Source organism: Pseudarthrobacter lactosi (genome assembly GCF_055412785.1).
The window spans coordinates 1-15886 of record NZ_JBVAYS010000004.1 but is presented as its reverse complement, the minus strand read 5'-3'; the positions used below and the strand labels follow the sequence as shown (position 1 = coordinate 15886).

13 protein-coding genes and 1 pseudogene are annotated in these 15886 nt (G+C 66.5%); 4 read left to right on the top strand and 10 right to left on the bottom strand.

Annotated features, from left to right (window positions below; genetic code table 11):
- Positions 1-47 precede the first annotated feature (47 nt).
- Positions 48-1016: a homocysteine S-methyltransferase gene (gene mmuM, locus ACZY0Q_RS17220; protein WP_463918698.1), complete on the top strand. Its 969-nt coding sequence runs from the start codon at positions 48-50 to the stop codon at positions 1014-1016.
- A gap of 21 nt (positions 1017-1037) precedes the next feature.
- Here the strand turns inward: mmuM and ACZY0Q_RS17215 are convergent.
- A pseudogene (locus ACZY0Q_RS17215) lies at positions 1038-1196 on the bottom strand (IS630 family transposase); the annotation flags it as partial.
- Between the two features lie 225 nt (positions 1197-1421).
- On the opposite strand from ACZY0Q_RS17215, the gene ACZY0Q_RS17210 reads away from it, so the two are divergent.
- On the top strand, positions 1422-2081 hold the full coding sequence (locus tag ACZY0Q_RS17210; protein WP_463918697.1) for a cytochrome P450 family protein: 660 nt from the start codon (positions 1422-1424) through the stop codon (positions 2079-2081).
- 14 nt (positions 2082-2095) lie between these two features.
- On the opposite strand, the gene ACZY0Q_RS17205 is transcribed toward ACZY0Q_RS17210, so the two are convergent.
- The 4 genes from ACZY0Q_RS17205 to ACZY0Q_RS17190 form a co-directional block, all read right to left on the bottom strand.
- A complete protein-coding gene (locus ACZY0Q_RS17205) occupies positions 2096-2374 on the bottom strand; it encodes a hypothetical protein (RefSeq protein WP_463918696.1) in 279 nt (92 codons plus the stop codon).
- 1108 nt (positions 2375-3482) lie between these two features.
- Positions 3483-3971 carry a nucleoside deaminase gene (locus ACZY0Q_RS17200; RefSeq protein ID WP_463918695.1) on the bottom strand — a complete coding sequence of 163 codons (489 nt, stop codon included), beginning with the start codon at positions 3969-3971 and terminating at the stop codon, positions 3483-3485.
- A 4-nt stretch (positions 3972-3975) separates the two neighbouring features.
- The gene (locus tag ACZY0Q_RS17195; RefSeq protein ID WP_463918694.1) at positions 3976-4431 is read right to left on the bottom strand and encodes a protein kinase family protein; all 456 of its coding nucleotides are present in this window, start codon (positions 4429-4431) and stop codon (positions 3976-3978) included.
- Between the two features lie 308 nt (positions 4432-4739).
- Positions 4740-5405, bottom strand: coding sequence for an MSMEG_4193 family putative phosphomutase (locus ACZY0Q_RS17190; protein ID WP_463918693.1), 666 nt, complete (start codon positions 5403-5405; stop codon positions 4740-4742).
- A gap of 90 nt (positions 5406-5495) precedes the next feature.
- Between ACZY0Q_RS17190 and ACZY0Q_RS17185 the strand changes: the two genes are divergently transcribed.
- Positions 5496-6884 carry a sigma 54-interacting transcriptional regulator gene (locus tag ACZY0Q_RS17185; RefSeq protein ID WP_463918692.1) on the top strand — a complete coding sequence of 463 codons (1389 nt, stop codon included), beginning with the start codon at positions 5496-5498 and terminating at the stop codon, positions 6882-6884.
- Between the two features lie 33 nt (positions 6885-6917).
- Positions 6918-8921: a vWA domain-containing protein gene (locus tag ACZY0Q_RS17180; protein WP_463918691.1), complete on the top strand. Its 2004-nt coding sequence runs from the start codon at positions 6918-6920 to the stop codon at positions 8919-8921.
- 95 nt (positions 8922-9016) lie between these two features.
- Here the strand turns inward: ACZY0Q_RS17180 and pdxS are convergent, their stop codons facing one another.
- The 5 genes from pdxS to ACZY0Q_RS17155 form a co-directional block, all read right to left on the bottom strand.
- The gene (pdxS, locus tag ACZY0Q_RS17175; RefSeq protein ID WP_463918690.1) at positions 9017-9916 is read right to left on the bottom strand and encodes a pyridoxal 5'-phosphate synthase lyase subunit PdxS; all 900 of its coding nucleotides are present in this window, start codon (positions 9914-9916) and stop codon (positions 9017-9019) included.
- A gap of 81 nt (positions 9917-9997) precedes the next feature.
- On the bottom strand, positions 9998-10894 hold the full coding sequence (gene purU / locus ACZY0Q_RS17170; protein WP_463918689.1) for a formyltetrahydrofolate deformylase: 897 nt from the start codon (positions 10892-10894) through the stop codon (positions 9998-10000).
- A 3-nt stretch (positions 10895-10897) separates the two neighbouring features.
- On the bottom strand, positions 10898-12271 hold the full coding sequence (locus tag ACZY0Q_RS17165; protein WP_463918688.1) for an L-serine ammonia-lyase: 1374 nt from the start codon (positions 12269-12271) through the stop codon (positions 10898-10900).
- Positions 12272-12910, bottom strand: coding sequence for a sarcosine oxidase subunit gamma (locus tag ACZY0Q_RS17160; protein ID WP_463918687.1), 639 nt, complete (start codon positions 12908-12910; stop codon positions 12272-12274).
- Positions 12903-15866 (bottom strand): 2Fe-2S iron-sulfur cluster-binding protein, encoded by a 2964-nt coding sequence (locus ACZY0Q_RS17155; RefSeq protein WP_463918686.1) that lies wholly within the window; start codon positions 15864-15866, stop codon positions 12903-12905. The genes ACZY0Q_RS17160 and ACZY0Q_RS17155 overlap by 8 nt, the downstream gene beginning before the upstream one ends.
- Positions 15867-15886 lie beyond the last annotated feature (20 nt).

Below are 15886 nucleotides of genomic sequence, written 5' to 3'. Positions count from 1 at the left end.
TCCGCCCGGCAGGCCAGAACGAACCGAACCGCTTGGAGCCCTAAACAATGCCCAGTAACACCAAGCTCTCCCGCATCCTCGATGCCGGAGCGAACCTGACCGTGGACGGCGCACTCGCCACCGAGCTTGAAGCGCACGGCTGCGATCTGCAAGATCCTTTGTGGTCGGCTAAAGTCCTTCTGGAACAGCCGGAGCTCGTCAAGCGCGTACACCAGGATTACTTCCGCGCCGGAGCCTCGGTCGCCATCACGGCGAGCTATCAGGCCACGCCGCTGGGATTTGCGCGGCGCGGCATCGGCGAGAAAGAGGCCTTGGGATATGTGGCGTTGAGTGTGCGCCTGGCCGACGAGGCGCGCCGCGAGTACCTGGCCGAAAACACGGATGCAGGCCCCCTGCTGATTGCAGGATCGGTCGGGCCCTACGGCGCGTACCTCGGGGACGGATCAGAATACCAGGGAGACTACTTCCTCAGCCGAAACGAGTTTTTGGAGTTCCACCGGCCTCGAATCGCGGCGCTGGTGGAGGCCGGAGCAGACTTTCTTGCCTGTGAGACGCTGCCTTCTTTGCCGGAGGCCGAGGCCTTGCTGGCACTCATGAAAGAGTTCGACGTCGAAGCCTGGCTCTCCTTCACGCTACGAGACGGTGGGCACATCAGCGACGGTACGCCGCTCGCTCAGGTGGCAAAGCTTTGTATGGAGCAGCCGCTCGCGGTGGCGATCGGCGTGAACTGTGTGCCGCTGGACCTGGTCTCCCCATCCCTGGAGGCCCTGGGCAAGGCCACCCACATGCCCCTGATCGCATATCCAAATTCGGGAGAAACCTATGACGCAGTCACCAAAACGTGGGGGCAGGCCGCGGCTGGGGACAGCGCTTCGGGCCCCGATAGGAAACAGCCCGCAAGCCTTGCGGAGGGAACGCCCATCTGGCGTGAACTTGGTGCCCGGCTCGTTGGCGGGTGCTGTCGAACGACCCCGCAGGATATTGCCGCCGTGGCGAGGCTGTCAAACATTCCCTGATCAGAAGCTGCCAGGGCCGGGGTTCGCTCCGACCATCGCCGCCATGGTTCGCACGGACCAATGCGTTTGGCCTTCAGGCTTGGAATTCCTTGTCAGATCAACGATCTCGTCAATCGTCGATTGGGGAACAACCGGCTTGCGGCCCCGCCCCGGACGCACCTCACCCAGATGTGCGAGGCCCGTTGCACCTCGCGGTGAGCCTCAGGCACTCGCCAGTCCATCTGCCCCTTCAACTCACCCAAGGTATACGCGCAGTGGCGCGATGCTGACGGGCTTCAGCAGGTGACCCGGGGAGACGGCAAAAAGGCCTGGGCGGTCAGCCGCTATGAGGATGTCCGGGCGGCGTTGGGTGATGCACGCTTCAGCGCCGACGTCTTGGACATTGGGGCACAGGCTTTCCCCCGGATGGATGATCCTGAGCATGCCCGGCTGCGGCGGATGCTCACTGGCGAGTTCACCATCAAGCAGGTGGAAAAGATGCGGCCTCACATTGAGCAGGCCACCAACGAACTGCTCGATGCCATGATCCACGGCGGGAACTCCGCGGAACTGGTCCACGATTTCGCTTTGCCGTTGCCTTCATTGGTGATCTCTGTGCTGCTGGGGGTTCCCTACGACGATCACCGCTTTTTCCAGAAGCATGCCACCACCATCAACCAAGTGGATGCCTCAGACGAAGAAAAAGGCGCGGCACGCCGGGAACTCTTCCAGTACCTGTACCAACTGGTGGTCAAGAAGCAGCAAGACCCCGGCGACGACCTGCTGAGCCGCCTGCTGGCGGAGCAGGTGCCCACGGGACAGCTGGACCTGCACGGTGTGGCAATGACGGGCATCATCCTTCTGGTAGCCGGGCACGAAACCACGGGAAGGCCTGTCCACCCTTGCCCTGCTCGAGAACCTGGACATCATACGAATCAGACGGCACCTCTGCCATGGTCGTTCACAAGCGACGCATTCACGCGTCCCGGGCCGCGAAATGCAGGGATTGACCGGAGAGCACGTCAACCCCAACTTACTTCTTCACGTCTATCGGCTGGCTTTACCACGGTCCGTCTCCACAGGTAGCCGGGGCGAAGGCGTCAGAGCAGGCTGGGTTGGCTGGCGAGGATGTAGTCTGCTGCGGCTGGCCCTGTCATGCGCAGTCCTGGGCGGATGACTCCTTTGGCGATCCTGTGCCGATCGGGGATTCCCCTCTCGCGCATGGCGGCCCAGAAGGCCGGCGAGGATGTGGGACATTCCCGGCGGAGCAGGCACCAACTGGTGTACACCCCGTACAATTCGTCGTCGGTTAGACCGTGGTTTGGTTCGGCAGGGGCGATGGAATCGGCAAGGAAAAGTGAATAGGTTGAAGCAGTCATGGTCAGCCTTCCGCCCCGCGGGGCATGTGGGGGATGGCGATCTCGACGTACGCGAGGTCCAAGCCTGGTGTGCCCGGCACGGGTCCATGGCGGTTCGGAGACGGAAGTCGCCGCAGATGGCTGCATGGCGAAAGTGCCGCCAGAATGTTTGCTCCAGTGTCGGGTATACATCAATTACTCATCGGGTCTCTGGCTGGCCGCTTGTTGGTGGCGATGAATTGATTGCCCGGTAGTTTAGGGAGTCGGTAGCGTCGAGAACCTCCAATGCCGTCATGCGGGCTGCGGTGGCCACGTCCTTGATGGGCATGCCGTGCGTAACGGCCCACGCCACGGCGGGCTGTAACTCAGGGGCGGCATGTACATGTTCAAAATCCGAGGGCGCGTCTATTGAGGCGGCCACTTCTACTGCGCGCATGGGATCGCTAGTCATCACCATCGGCCCCCAGCCATGGCAACGTCTGGTGGTCCTGGTGTGACCCATCACCCGTGCCATCGATAATTTCACTGTTCTGAGCAGCGCGGGCTCTTTCGCAGCCGGGCGCTGCCGAACGGGGGATCCCAAGAGCGGGGCACCTCGGTCCAGGAGATGTCGCGCGGGTCCGCCCGCTGCACTGTTCCGGACGGGCACACCGTGAAGAACGCCCGGCCCGTGGAGCTGCAAAGAAGCGGCAACGCCGCACGGTATTGAGTGTTCGGGTTCCTTCGATCTGAGGAGTTCCTCCCTGGACAACTGCGCCGAAAATAAGGGGCGCTGCCAGGGTCCGGGGCAACAATCACAGCGTAGGGGAAGAGTCGAGGGTTGGAAAGGGCCGTACGGCTCGCGTCTTGAACGGAATGGTATGACTACCGTACTGACCGCCTTGTTAGGGGATCTCTTTTCGACGCCCGACTCGTGGTGCAAGCACGGTTGCTGGCCGGGCGATGATGCGGAGCGGACGACTACGGAGCCCCGCGCGTCATCCGTGGTGGCAGGTTCCTGCAGGAGGCTGATAGTCGCGACGTCGGGCAAGCTGGTGACCCATGTTGGAGCTGATTCTGAGCCGTCTTACGGGCCACTCCGGCGCAATCCCTGACGGATCGCGCCTCAGACCTGATCTAGTGGCACGCCCTAGTCTTGCTCGGCGATGTCCTCCGCCCACAAGTCCGGGTTGTTTTCCTGGAACGTTTGCATCATGTCCACGCACCGCTGATCATCCAGGACCACCACCTCAACACCACGTGATCGCAAAAGCTCGAACTCGCCGCCAAACGTGCGCGCTTCACCCACCACCACGCGGGGGATCTTGAACTGGATAATGGTTCCGGCGCACATGGCACAGGGGGCCAGCGTGGTGTAGAGCGTGGTGTCCCGGTAACTCTTCTGCCGGCCGGCTGCGCGAAGTGCGGACATTTCCCCGTGCGCTATCGGATCGCCGTTTTGCACTCGTTCGTTGTGTCCGCTCGCGATGACCACACCGTCACGGGCGAGTGCTGCCCCGATGGGAATGCCGCCTTCGTTGGTGCTCTTTTGGGCGGCTTGATAAGCGGCTTCGAAAGCGGGGTCAGGGGCCGCTTGTGGCGCCGGTATGGCGGCGGGCAGTTGAGGTTCGTGGGTCATGCGGTCATTGTCGCATGAGGGGTTGGGGGTGGGGGTCGGAATCCGGATGCGCGCCTAAACCCAGCGGCCACGGGTACCGCATGCCCGTGCGGTCAACCGGCAGCACCCCATCGTGCAGCAGTCGCTGCACGCGGTGCTCCAGGGCCGCGACCTCTTTGGCGTCGAGGAGCTCGGCCACGTCTGGAGGCGCCGCCTCTGCGAGTGGAGCGATGTCCTCGAGCAGGGCGTCCGGTATGGGTTCGCCGGAGAAATCCCAAATCACGGTGCGCAGCTTGAAGCTGGCCGAGAAGCAGAGCCCGTGATCGATGCCCCACACCCGGCCGTCTTCGCCGCGCAGCATGTGCCCGCGCTTGCGGTCGGTGTTGTTCGTAACGTAGTCGAACAGTGCGATATGGGCCGGCTCAAATGCGTCTCCGGTGCTTCCGCGAACAGCGTGAAGTAATGCTCCCGGAAATCGCACTCGATGAACCACTGCAGTGAGCCGACCCCCAACGGAGCCTCCTCGCGGACACCGTCGGCGGCACGAGCCTCCACTCCAGCGATTCGCTGAGCAGGTAGGCCGCGCGTTCCCGACGGTAGAGCCCGGGCTCGAAATCGGACAGCGGCTTTTGCCCGGCCTCCGGCTTGTAGGCCGCCTACGCAGTGTCCTCCGCGCCGGCGACCTGGACGAGGAACGTCTCGTTGCTGCTGCGCGGAATGCGTCCCACCAGCTCGACGCTGCCCTCGGTGAGCAGGGTCAGCTCACGGCCGGACACCGGATGCCCCAACTCACTGCCCCCTCAGCCCGCTCAGCGGTTCCGACGTCGAATTCACCATGAGTACGGCGGGCGCCTCACTGTCTACAAACGAGATGGCCGACACCGAGCCCGGGCTGATGACGATCCGTTGGAAGAGGTCCAGGGGCGTGCCCAGGGCGTGGGCGACGGCGGCCTTGATGGGATCGGCATGGGAGAAGCACACCACGACGCCACCGGCGTGGGCTGTCCGCAGTGCCTCCAGCGATCCGACGATCCGCGCCTGCATCTCCGTGAAGCTCTCGCCGTTCGGGAAACGGAACGTCGAGGGGCTGTGCTGGACGGTCTGCCACTCGGGCAGGACGGCCACGTCCGCCAGAGCAGCCCCGGTCCAGTCGCCGAAATCGCATTCGAGCAGGCCGTCGTCGTGCTTCACTTCCCGTCCAGTGCGGGCCGCCGTCGGCTCCGCCGTCTCACGCGCGCGCTCCAGCGGCGAGGAATAGATGGCGTCGACAGACAAGTCAGCGAGGCGCTCCGCGACCCGTTCCGCCTGGGCCCGGCCGCCGTCGGACAAATGCAGCCTCGGCGCGCGTCCCGGCAGCACCCTGCCCGTCGTCGGCGTCACTCCGTGGCGCACCAGAAGCACGAGCGTGCCCTGCTGTAAGTGCTCCGGTGAAGGTTCAGGCGTTGCTGCAGTCATCAGCACCAGCGTATGCGGCACAGCGCCCCGTGAGCAGGGAATCTGAACAAATCCCTCGTTCCCGGCCCGGTAGAGGTCTACCGTGGAGGGGTGAGTGATCGCCCCGAAATCTTCACTGTTGGTGAACTGCGTGCCTCCGGCCACGTGCACAAGGACCTGCGCCGCGAAATCCGCGACAACCTGCTCGCCGCGCTCGCCGCCGGCCGTGATCCCTGGCCCGGGATGTTCGGTTTCAGCCGGACCGTCCTGCCCCAGCTTGAGCGGGCGCTGCTTGCCGGGCACGACGTGGTCCTGCTCGGCGAACGGGGGCAGGGCAAGACCCGGCTGCTGCGCACCCTGGCCGGGCTGCTGGACGAGTGGTCGCCGGTGATCGAGGACTCGGAACTCAACGAACACCCGAACGAACCCATCACGGAACACTGCCGTGCCCGCGCCCTCACCGAGGGGGACCGGCTGCGCGTGGCCTGGCGCCACCGCTCCGAACGGTACGTCGAAAAGCTCGCGACGCCGGACACCTCCGTCGCGGACCTGATCGGCGACGTCGACCCGATGCGGGTGGCCGAGGGCCGCCGCCTGGGCGACCCGGAAACCATCCACTACGGCCTGGTCCCGCGCTCCAACCGCGGCATCATCGCCATCAACGAGCTGCCCGACCTCGCCGAGCGCATCCAGGTCTCGATGCTGAACGTGATGGAGGAACGCGACATCCAGATCCGTGGCTACGTGCTGCGGCTGCCGCTGGACGTCCTGGTGGTCGCGTCCGCCAACCCCGAGGACTACACGAACCGCGGCCGGATCATCACGCCGCTGCGGGACCGCTTCGGCGCCGAGATCCGCACGCACTATCCGTTGGAGCTCGACGACGAGGTGGCCGTCATCCGGCAGGAGGGGCACCTGGTGGCCGGTGTCCCGCCCGTCATCCTCGAGATCCTGGCCCGCTACACCCGGGCGCTGCGCCAGTCCCCGGCGATCAACCAGACCTCAGGAGTTTCCGCGCGGTTCGCCATCGCGGGCGCCGAAACGGTCGCCGCGGCAGCCCTTCGCCGGGCCAGTGTGCGCGGCGAGGACGAGGCCGTGGCCCGGATCATCGACCTGGACGCGGCCGTGGAAGTCCTTGGCGGCAAGATCGAGTTCGAGTCCGGTGAGGAAGGGCGTGAACAGGAAATCCTGGACCACCTCCTGCGCATGGCCACCGCGGAAGCCGTGCGGGCGCACTTCCACGGGATCGACATGGGGCAGCTGGTGGCCGCGCTCGACGGCCACACCACGGTGACCACCGGGGAACTGGTCACCGCGCGGGAGTTCCTGGACAACCTCCCGTCACTCAACGGATCCCGCCTCTACGACGAAATCAGTGAGCGCCTGGGTGCGACGAACGACGGGCAGCGCGCCGCCGCCGTCGAACTCGCTTTGGAAGGCCTCTACCTGGCCCGGCGGATCGCCAAAGAGTCCGACGACGAGGCGACGATTTACGGCTGACGAAGCCGCTCAGCAGCCGGCAGAGGAGGGCCCATGAGCGTTCATAACCGGTCCAGGTACAGCCGGTACAGGGGCGGACCTGACCCGCTCGTTCCGCCGGTGGACCTGGCGGAGGCGCTCGACGCCGTCGCCGAGGACGTGATGGCCGGCTACTCGCCCCGGCACGCCCTGCAGGAGTACCTGCGGCGCGGCGGCCGCAGCCGGGAAGGCCTCGACGACCTCGCCGGCCGCGTCCAGCAGCGGCGCAAGGACCTCCTAGGCCGGCACAAGCTGGACGGCACGCTCAACGAAGTGCAGAAGCTGCTGGACACCGCGGTACTGGAGGAACGCAAACAGCTGGCCCGCGACGCCATGATGGACAATACCGACCGCGCGTTCCGGGAAATGCAGCTGCAGAACCTGCCCCGGTCCACCGCGGCGGCGGTCAACGAGCTGGCCTCCTATGACTGGCAGTCGAGCACGGCGCGGGAAGCCTACGAGCGGATCAAGGACTTGCTGGGCCGCGAGGTCCTGGACCAGCGGTTCGCCGGCATGAAGCAGGCCCTCGAGAACGCTACGGATGAGGACCGGGCGGCCGTCAACGAGATGCTGCAGGACCTCAACGGGCTGCTCGACAAGCACCGGCGGGGCGAGGACACCGACGCGGACTTCCAGAACTTCATGGCCAAGCACGGCCAGTTCTTTCCCGAGAATCCGCAATCGGTGGAGGAGCTGATCGACGCCCTCGCCCAGCGCGCGGCGGCTGCCCAGCGGATGCTGCAATCCATGTCCCGCGAGCAGCGGGAGGAGCTGATGAGCCTGTCCGCCCAGGCGTTCGGCTCGCCCGAACTCATGGCCCAGCTCGGCCAGCTCGACGACACCCTGCGCGCCCTGCGGCCCGGCGAGGACTGGACCGGCTCCGAACGCTTCGAGGGTGAGGAAGGGCTGGGCCTGGGCGACGGCACCGGCGTGCTGCAGGGCATCGCCGAGCTGGACGAGCTGTCCGAACAGCTCTCCCAGTCCTACAACGGATCCCGCCTGGACGACCTGGACCTGGACGCGCTGGCCCGCCAGCTCGGACAGGATGCCGCCGTGACGGCCCGCACCCTTGCGGAAATCGAGCGGGCAATGCACGACGGCGGATTCCTCCAACGCGGTGCCGACGGGGACCTGCGGTTGTCACCGCAGTCCATGCGGCGGCTCGGGAGGGCGCTGCTGCGGGACACCGCCAAGCAACTGTCCAGCCGGCAGGGGCGCCGGGACACGCGCGTTGCCGGGGCGGCCGGGGACCAGACCGGCTCCAGCCGCCCGTGGGAGTTCGGCGACGCCGAGCCGTGGGACGTCACGCGGACCATCACCAACGCCATCCGCCGGACGATTTCAGACGGCGGCGATCCGGGCCACGGACTGCGCCTCGCCGCGGACGACATCGAGGTGGCGGAAACGGAGGCGCGCACGCAGGCCGCCGTGGTCCTGCTCGTGGACGTGTCGTTCTCGATGGCCGCCCAAGGACGCTGGGTGCCGATGAAACGCACCGCGCTCGCCCTGCACCACCTCATTTCAACCCGCTTCCGCGGCGACCGGCTGCAGCTGATCACGTTCGGCCGCTACGCGCAGACCACGGACATCGGTGAGCTCACCGCCTTGCCGCCCTTCCAGACCAAGGGAACCAATCTGCACCACGGTTTACTGATGGCCGGCCGCTTCTTCCGCAAGCACCCCTCGATGCAGCCGGTCCTCCTGGTGGTGACCGACGGCGAACCAACCGCGCATTTGCTGGCCGACGGTGAGACCTGGTTCGACTACCCGCCGGACCCTGAGACCATTCGGATTACCGTGGCCGAACTGGACCGGCTGGGGCGTTCCGGCACGCAGGTTACCTTCTTCCGGCTGGGCGATGACCCCGGCCTGGAACGCTTCGTCCAGCGCATGGCGCGCCGGGTCGGCGGCCGTGTGGTGGCGCCCGAGACCGGGGACCTGGGCGCTGCCGTGGTGGGGGAGTACCTTCGCGCCCACTTCCGCGGCCGCCCCTACGGCGAGACGGACTGGGTCAAATAGAAGGTTGTTGGGCACAGATTGTTAGAGACGGAGTTCCATGATCCACTCCCCAATCGTCACGAGCGCTGTCAATGCGTTTTCTTTCATCGGGTGGCTTACCAGCCGCGTGCGGAGAGGCGGTGCGGCTGCGGGATCTCGTTGACGTTGATGCCCACCATGGCTTCGCCGAGGCCGCGGGAGGCCTTGGCGATGACGTCGGGGTCATCGAAGAACGTGGTGGCCTTGACCACGGCGGCGGCGCGCTGGGCCGGGTTGCCGGACTTGAAGATACCGGAACCGACGAACACGCCGTCAGCGCCGAGCTGCATCATCATCGCGGCGTCGGCCGGGGTGGCGATGCCGCCGGCGGTGAACAGCACCACGGGGAGCTTGCCGGCGGCGGCAACTTCTTTGACCAGTTCGTACGGGGCCTGCAGTTCCTTGGCCGCAACGTAGAGCTCGTCCTCGGCCAAGGCCGCGAGCTTGGCGATCTCGGAACGGATCTGGCGCATGTGCCCGGTCGCGTTGGAGACGTCACCGGTGCCGGCCTCGCCCTTGGAACGGATCATGGCCGCGCCTTCGTTGATGCGGCGCAGCGCCTCACCAAGGTTCGTGGCGCCGCAGACGAAGGGAACCTTGAAGTTCCACTTGTCGATGTGGTGGACGTAGTCGGCCGGGGTCAGGACCTCGGACTCGTCAATGTAGTCCACGCCCAGCGACTGCAGGACCTGGGCCTCCACGAAGTGGCCGATCCGGGCCTTGGCCATGACCGGGACGGAGACGGCGTCGATGATTTTGTCGATCATGTCCGGATCGGACATGCGGGACACGCCGCCCTGGGCACGGATATCGGCCGGAACGCGTTCCAGCGCCATCACTGCAACGGCACCGGCGTCTTCGGCGATGCGGGCCTGTTCAACGTTGACGACGTCCATGATGACCCCGCCCTTGAGCATCTCAGCCATGCCGCGCTTGACGCGGTTGCTGCCCGATATCGGGAAAAGTGCCTGGTTCATTGGCTGGTTCTTTCTTTTTCGTGGGGTGTGACAGGCGCCCTCGTGCCACTGCTTCCGTCTGGCTTCTGGCCGGAACCCCTATCAGCGCAGTACGACGGTTCTATTACCTTGAAGGATCACGCGGCCTTCGCAGTGCCAGCGCACCGCATTGGACAACGCCTTGCACTCGGTGTCCCGGCCGGCGGCGACAAGGTCCTCCGGGCCGTAGGTGTGGTCCACTTCCACGGTCTGCTGGGAGATGATCGGGCCCTCGTCGAGCTCGGCGTTGACGTAGTGAGCGGTGGCGCCCACGGTCTTGACCCCGCGCGCATACGCCTGGTGGTACGGCTTGGCGCCCTTGAAGCTGGGCAGGAACGAGTGATGGATGTTGATGGCCCGGCCATCCAGCCGCCGGGTGAGTTCGTCGCTGAGGACCTGCATGTAGCGGGCCAGAATCACCAGCTCCACGTCGTATTCATCCACCAGTTCCAGCAGCCGCGACTCAGCTGCGGGTTTGGTGGCGGCGGTGACGGGCACGTGGAAGAACGGGATACCGTGCCATTCCACCAGCGCCTGGTGGTCCGTGTGGTTCGAGACCACGGCAGCGATTTCCACCGGCAGTTCACCGGTCCGGGCCCGGAACAGCAGGTCATTGAGGCAGTGCCCGAACTTGGACACCATGATCAGCACTCGGCGTTTGGCGCCGAGTGGCTCCAGCCGCCAGCGCATCCCGTACCGGGACGCTACCGGGCCGAAACCGGCCCGCAGGGTGTCCGCGGTGGAGGCATCGCCGTCGGACGCAAAATGCACGCGCATAAAGAAGTGCCGCTCGTCGCGCTCGCCGAACTGTTTGCTGTCCAGGATGTCGCAGCCGTGCTCGAGCAGGAACCCGGAGACGGCATGGACGATGCCGGGCGTTTCAGCACAGTCGAGGGTCAGGACGTGCTCCACGGTGGTCGGAGCAGCGGAAGGGGAAGTTTCAGTCTGAATGGCAGTCATGGCTCAGCACTCGATGACGTTGACGGCGAGTCCTCCGCGGGAGGTTTCCTTGTATTTGGTTTTCATGTCCGCGCCGGTTTCTTTCATGGTTTTGATGGCTTTGTCGAGGGATACCTTGTGCGAGCCGTCGCCGTGCAGGGCAAGGCGGGCGGCGTTGATGGCTTTGACGCTGGCGATGGCGTTCCGTTCGATGCAGGGGATCTGCACCAGGCCGCCGACAGGGTCGCAGGTCAGCCCGAGGTTGTGTTCGATCCCGACTTCCGCGGCGTTCTCCACCTGGGCCGGGGATCCGCCCAGCACCTCGCAGAGCCCGGCGGCCGCCATGGAACAGGCGGAGCCCACTTCGCCCTGGCAGCCCACTTCGGCGCCGGAGATGGAGGCGTTGATCTTGAACAGGATCCCGACGGCGGCCGCGGCCAGCAGGAAGCGGACCACACCGTCGTCGTCAGCTCCGGGAACAAACTTGATGTAGTAGTGCAGGACGGCGGGGACGATGCCGGCCGCCCCGTTGGTGGGTGCGGTGACGATGCGCCCGCCGGCGGCGTTTTCCTCGTTGACGGCGAGGGCGAACAGATTCACCCATTCCATCGCCCGGAGCGGATCGGTGACGCCCGTGTCCGCGGTGAGGGTCTGGAATAACGACGGCGCGCGCCGCTTCACGTTCAGCCCGCCGGGAAGGATCCCTTCCGCGGCGCAGCCGTTGTCCACGCATTCGCGCATCACCGCCCAGAGTGCCAGCAGTTTTTCGCGAAGCTCCGCTTCGCTGCGCCAGGTGAGTTCGTTGGCGAGCATGACGTCGGAGATGGACATGCCCTCGCGCTTGCAGATCTCCAGGAGTTCATCGGCGGTGGTGAACGGGTACGGGAGGACGGTGGCGTCGGCCACGACGCGGTCGCCGGCATCGGCGTCGCCGTCCACCACGAAGCCGCCGCCGATCGAGTAGAAGCTCCGTTCGCTCAAGACGGCCCCGGTGTGGTCCAGGGCGCGGAAGGTCATGCCGTTGGGGTGGGCTGGGAGGGACTTGCGCCGGTGCAGCACCACGTCCTCGTCCCAGTTGAAGTCAACCCGGTGGTGCCCGCCGATCAGGAGTTCGGCGTCTAGGGCTGCGGCGGCCACCTGGTCATCTGCCGTGGCGGTGTCCACGGTTTCGGGGTCCAGTCCTTTGAAGCCCAGCACGACGGCCTTGTCGGAGCCGTGGCCCCGGCCGGTGGCACCGAGGGAGCCGAACAGTTCGGCCTGGACGCGCCTGGTGGAGCTCAGGTGTCCGTCGCCTTTGAGTCCGTCGGCGAACAGCTTCGCTGCCCGCATCGGGCCGACCGTGTGTGAGGACGACGGCCCGATGCCTACGGAGAACAGGTCCAGGACGCTGAGGGCCACTTAGGGGACCTCGGGCGAGGCGTACTCGCGCATGGCATCGAGGAGCCAGCGGCCCAGGAAGTCCGCGAATGAGGCGCGGGGGAAGAGCCGGTAGCTCTCATCCCCGGTCTTCCACAGGATCACGGGGATGTTGCCCACCTCGGTGGACACTGCCGTTCCCGGGGTAAAGCTGCGGGGGTGCAGGTCCAGGGCGCAGCCCTTTTCCAGCACCGCCCGGGCACGGGGCCCCGTGAGGTCGAAGGTGGTGCGGTTGGCGGACAGGTCCACCATCTGGCCCTCGCCGTCGGCGAGGGCTTCCCGCAGCGCCTGGATGAGGTCGCCGCCGAGGGACTCGTGGGCTTCCTGGGGTGCCACCACCAGGAATTCTTCGGGTCCGAGCCATAGCACGGTGGTGTCGCTGGTGCCGCTGACGGCGCCGCACACTGCGGGCAGCCCGCCGGTGACGGATGCGATCCGCTTCCCGGCTTCGGTGTTCCGGTCCACCCTCAGGCCCAGCATGGTCAGGAAGGTGATTTCGCTCAGTTCCACCCTCCCGCGGACGGAGCCGGTTTCAAATGCGGCCCTGAGCAGCGCAGCGGGGCTGGTGCGGAGTGACAGGTTCGTCTCGGAGGAGGCTTTGGGTGCTGCGGAGTTAGCCATCTTTGCGGGTCCCTTCGGGGTCAAAAAGTACGGTTTCTGCCACAACAACGTCAACCAGTTGGTCGCCGGCGGCGGCCACGAGGGTCTCGCCGATGCGGTTGCGGCCGTTTTTGATCAGGGCCAGTCCAAAGGATCTGCCCAGTGCGGCGCTGTGGTAGCTGGAGGTTACGAAGCCCTGCATGGGGACGGGGCCGTAGGCGGGGTTGGTGGTGATGCCCTTTTCCACGAGCTGGGTGCCTTCCGGCAACCGGATGGTGCCGTCAACGGGCAGGACGCTGACCAGGTGTTTGCGGTCCTCGCGCTGGGCCTCGGCCCGGGCGTAGGAGCGCTTGCCGATGAAGTCCTTGGCCTTGGAGACCACCCATTCCATCCCCGCGTCCTGCGGGGTGACGGTGCCGTCGGTGTCCTGCCCGACGATCGGGTAGCCCTTTTCGGCGCGGAGCACGTGCATGGTTTCGGTGCCGTAGGGGGTGATGTTGAATTCGGCCCCTGCCGCGGCCACGGCTTCCCAGGTGTTCAGCCCGTACCAGGCAGGTACGTTGATTTCGTAGGCCAGCTCGCCGGAGAAGGAGATCCGGCAGACCCGGGCGCGGACGCCCGAGGCGAGAGTGGTTTCGCGGAAGGTCATGAACGGGAACGCTTCGGTTTCCAGTCCGCCGTTGGCGGCCAGCTCCGGCGCCAGTTTCGCGAGCACCGCACGGGATTTGGGCCCGACGACGGCGATGGTGGTCCACTGTTCGGTCACCGAGGTGCAGTGCACGTCCAGTTCGGGCCATTCGGTCTGCAGCCATTCCTCCAGCCAGTCCAGCACCTTCGCGGCGCCGCCGGTGGTGGTGGTCATGAAGAAGCGGTCATCGTCGAGGCGGAGCGTCACGCCGTCGTCGAAGATCATGCCGTCTGCCGTGCACATCACGCCGTAGCGGGCAGAACCCGGGGCGAGCTTCTTGAAGGCGTTGGTGTAGATCCGGTTGAGGAACTCACCGGCGTCCTTGCCGCGGATTTCGATCTTGCCGAGGGTGGTGGCGTCCATGAAGCCGACCGATTCGCGGACGGCGGCGCACTCACGCAGCACGGCTGCGTCCATGTCCTCGTCTGCCTGCGGGTAGTACCAGGGGCGCTTCCACTGGCCGACGTCTTCGAACAGTGCACCCTTGGCTTCGTGCCAGGGGTGGATGGAGGTCTTGCGGGCGGGATCGAACAGTTCGCCACGCTGGCGTCCGGCGAGTGCCGCGAAGGCCACGGGCGTGAACGGTGCCCGGTAGGTGGTGGTGCCGATGTCGCCGATGCCGCGGGAGGCTTCGCCTGCCTGCCGGAGCGCGGCGGCGATGACGCCGATCGCGTTGACGCCGGAGGTCTTGCCCTGGTCGTTGGCGGTGCTGATGGAGGTGTACCGCTTGATGTGCTCCACGGACCGCATCCCGGCTCCGGTGGAGCGCAGGACGTCTGCCACGGACTGGTCGCGTTGGAAGTCTACGAAGTGGTGGTGCCAGTCATCCGGGCCGCCATCCTGGCCCGGGACAAGCCAGAGCTGGCGGGTCAGGCCGGAGGCCTTCGGTGCGCCAAGGACAAGGGGCTCGGTGGCTGCATCTGAATTTTCCGGGCCGAAGCCAGCAGCAATGGCAGCTGCGGCGCCGGCTGAGATGCCCTCGGCCACGCAGTCCTCGAGTTCGAAGCTGCCGCGGCCGGAACCGATGCTCTGCTGGTTCGGGACCACGGTGCTCGGCACAAAGGCGGCGAGCTCCTCGTCCCAGCGCAGCTTGCCCTGGCGCTGGGAGTGGAGGTGGACCAGCGGGCTCCAGCCACCGGAGACTGCCAGCAGGTCGCAGGCGATCTCTTCGACGCCGGAGGTGAGTTCGCCGTCGTCGTTGATGCTGCGGACGGTGACGCCACGCAGCCGGCCGTCGCCGGACTCTACAGCGGCGGTGTTGGCCACGGCGCTGCCGATCAGCACCCGGGTGCCGGCTTCGACGGCGGCGGCGGCCACCTTGGTGAGCTGGGGCCGGGCGTCGACGACGGCTGCGACCTTGACGCCGGCGGCGCGGAGGTCCGCGGCGAGGGCGTAGGCGCTGTCGTTGGTGGTGCTGATGAGCACGCGCTGCCCGGCGGCCACGGCGTAGCGGTTCAGGTAGCTGCGGACGGCGGAGGCGAGCATGATGCCGGGGCGGTCGTTGTTCTCGAAGACCAGGGGACGTTCGTGGGCGCCGGGAGCCAGCACCACCTGCTTGGCACGCACGTGCCAGATCCGCTGCCGGGAGACGCCGGCGGCGGCCGGGCTGGACAGGTGGTCGGTGCGGTTCTGGACCGCGATGACATAGTTGGCGTCGTAGGCACCGAACGCGGTGGTGCGGTTCAGGACCGTGGATTCGGCGCCGGAGACGAGTTCGGCTTCCACGTCCGCTACCCATTCCAGGGCCGGCTTGCCTTCGATGGTCGCAGCCAGCCCGGCCGCGGTGGAGCCGGACAGGATCGAGCCGCCGAGTTCGGGCTGGTCATCCATGAGGATGACGCGGGCGCCGGTGCGGACAGCCTCGCGGGCGGCGGCGAGGCCGGCGGGGCCGCCGCCGATGACCAGGACGTCGGTGTGGACGTACTTCTTGTCGTACTCGGCGCGGTCCTCCTCCGGGTCCAGCTTGCCCAGGCCGTTGAGCAGTTCCGCCTTCAGGCCGTCCACCAGGGTGACGGTAGTGGCGGGCAGCATGGACTCGGCAACGTCGCCGGGGAAACGCGGTGAGATCTTGACCATCGCGTTGGATTCCTCCACGCCGGCGGACATGATGCCCCGGGGCCGTTCCTCGTACAGCGAGTTGCCGGCCGCGATCCGGCCGTTGGCAATCAGGGCCGAGGCGAGAGTGTCGCCGGGGTGGCCCGTGAACTCCTCACCGTCCACGGTGAAACGCCAGGAGATAGTGCGGTCGATGCGTCCGCCGGCGGCGAGCCGGGCGTTCTGGGAAGTCACTTGGTTGCTCCCTTCGGGGC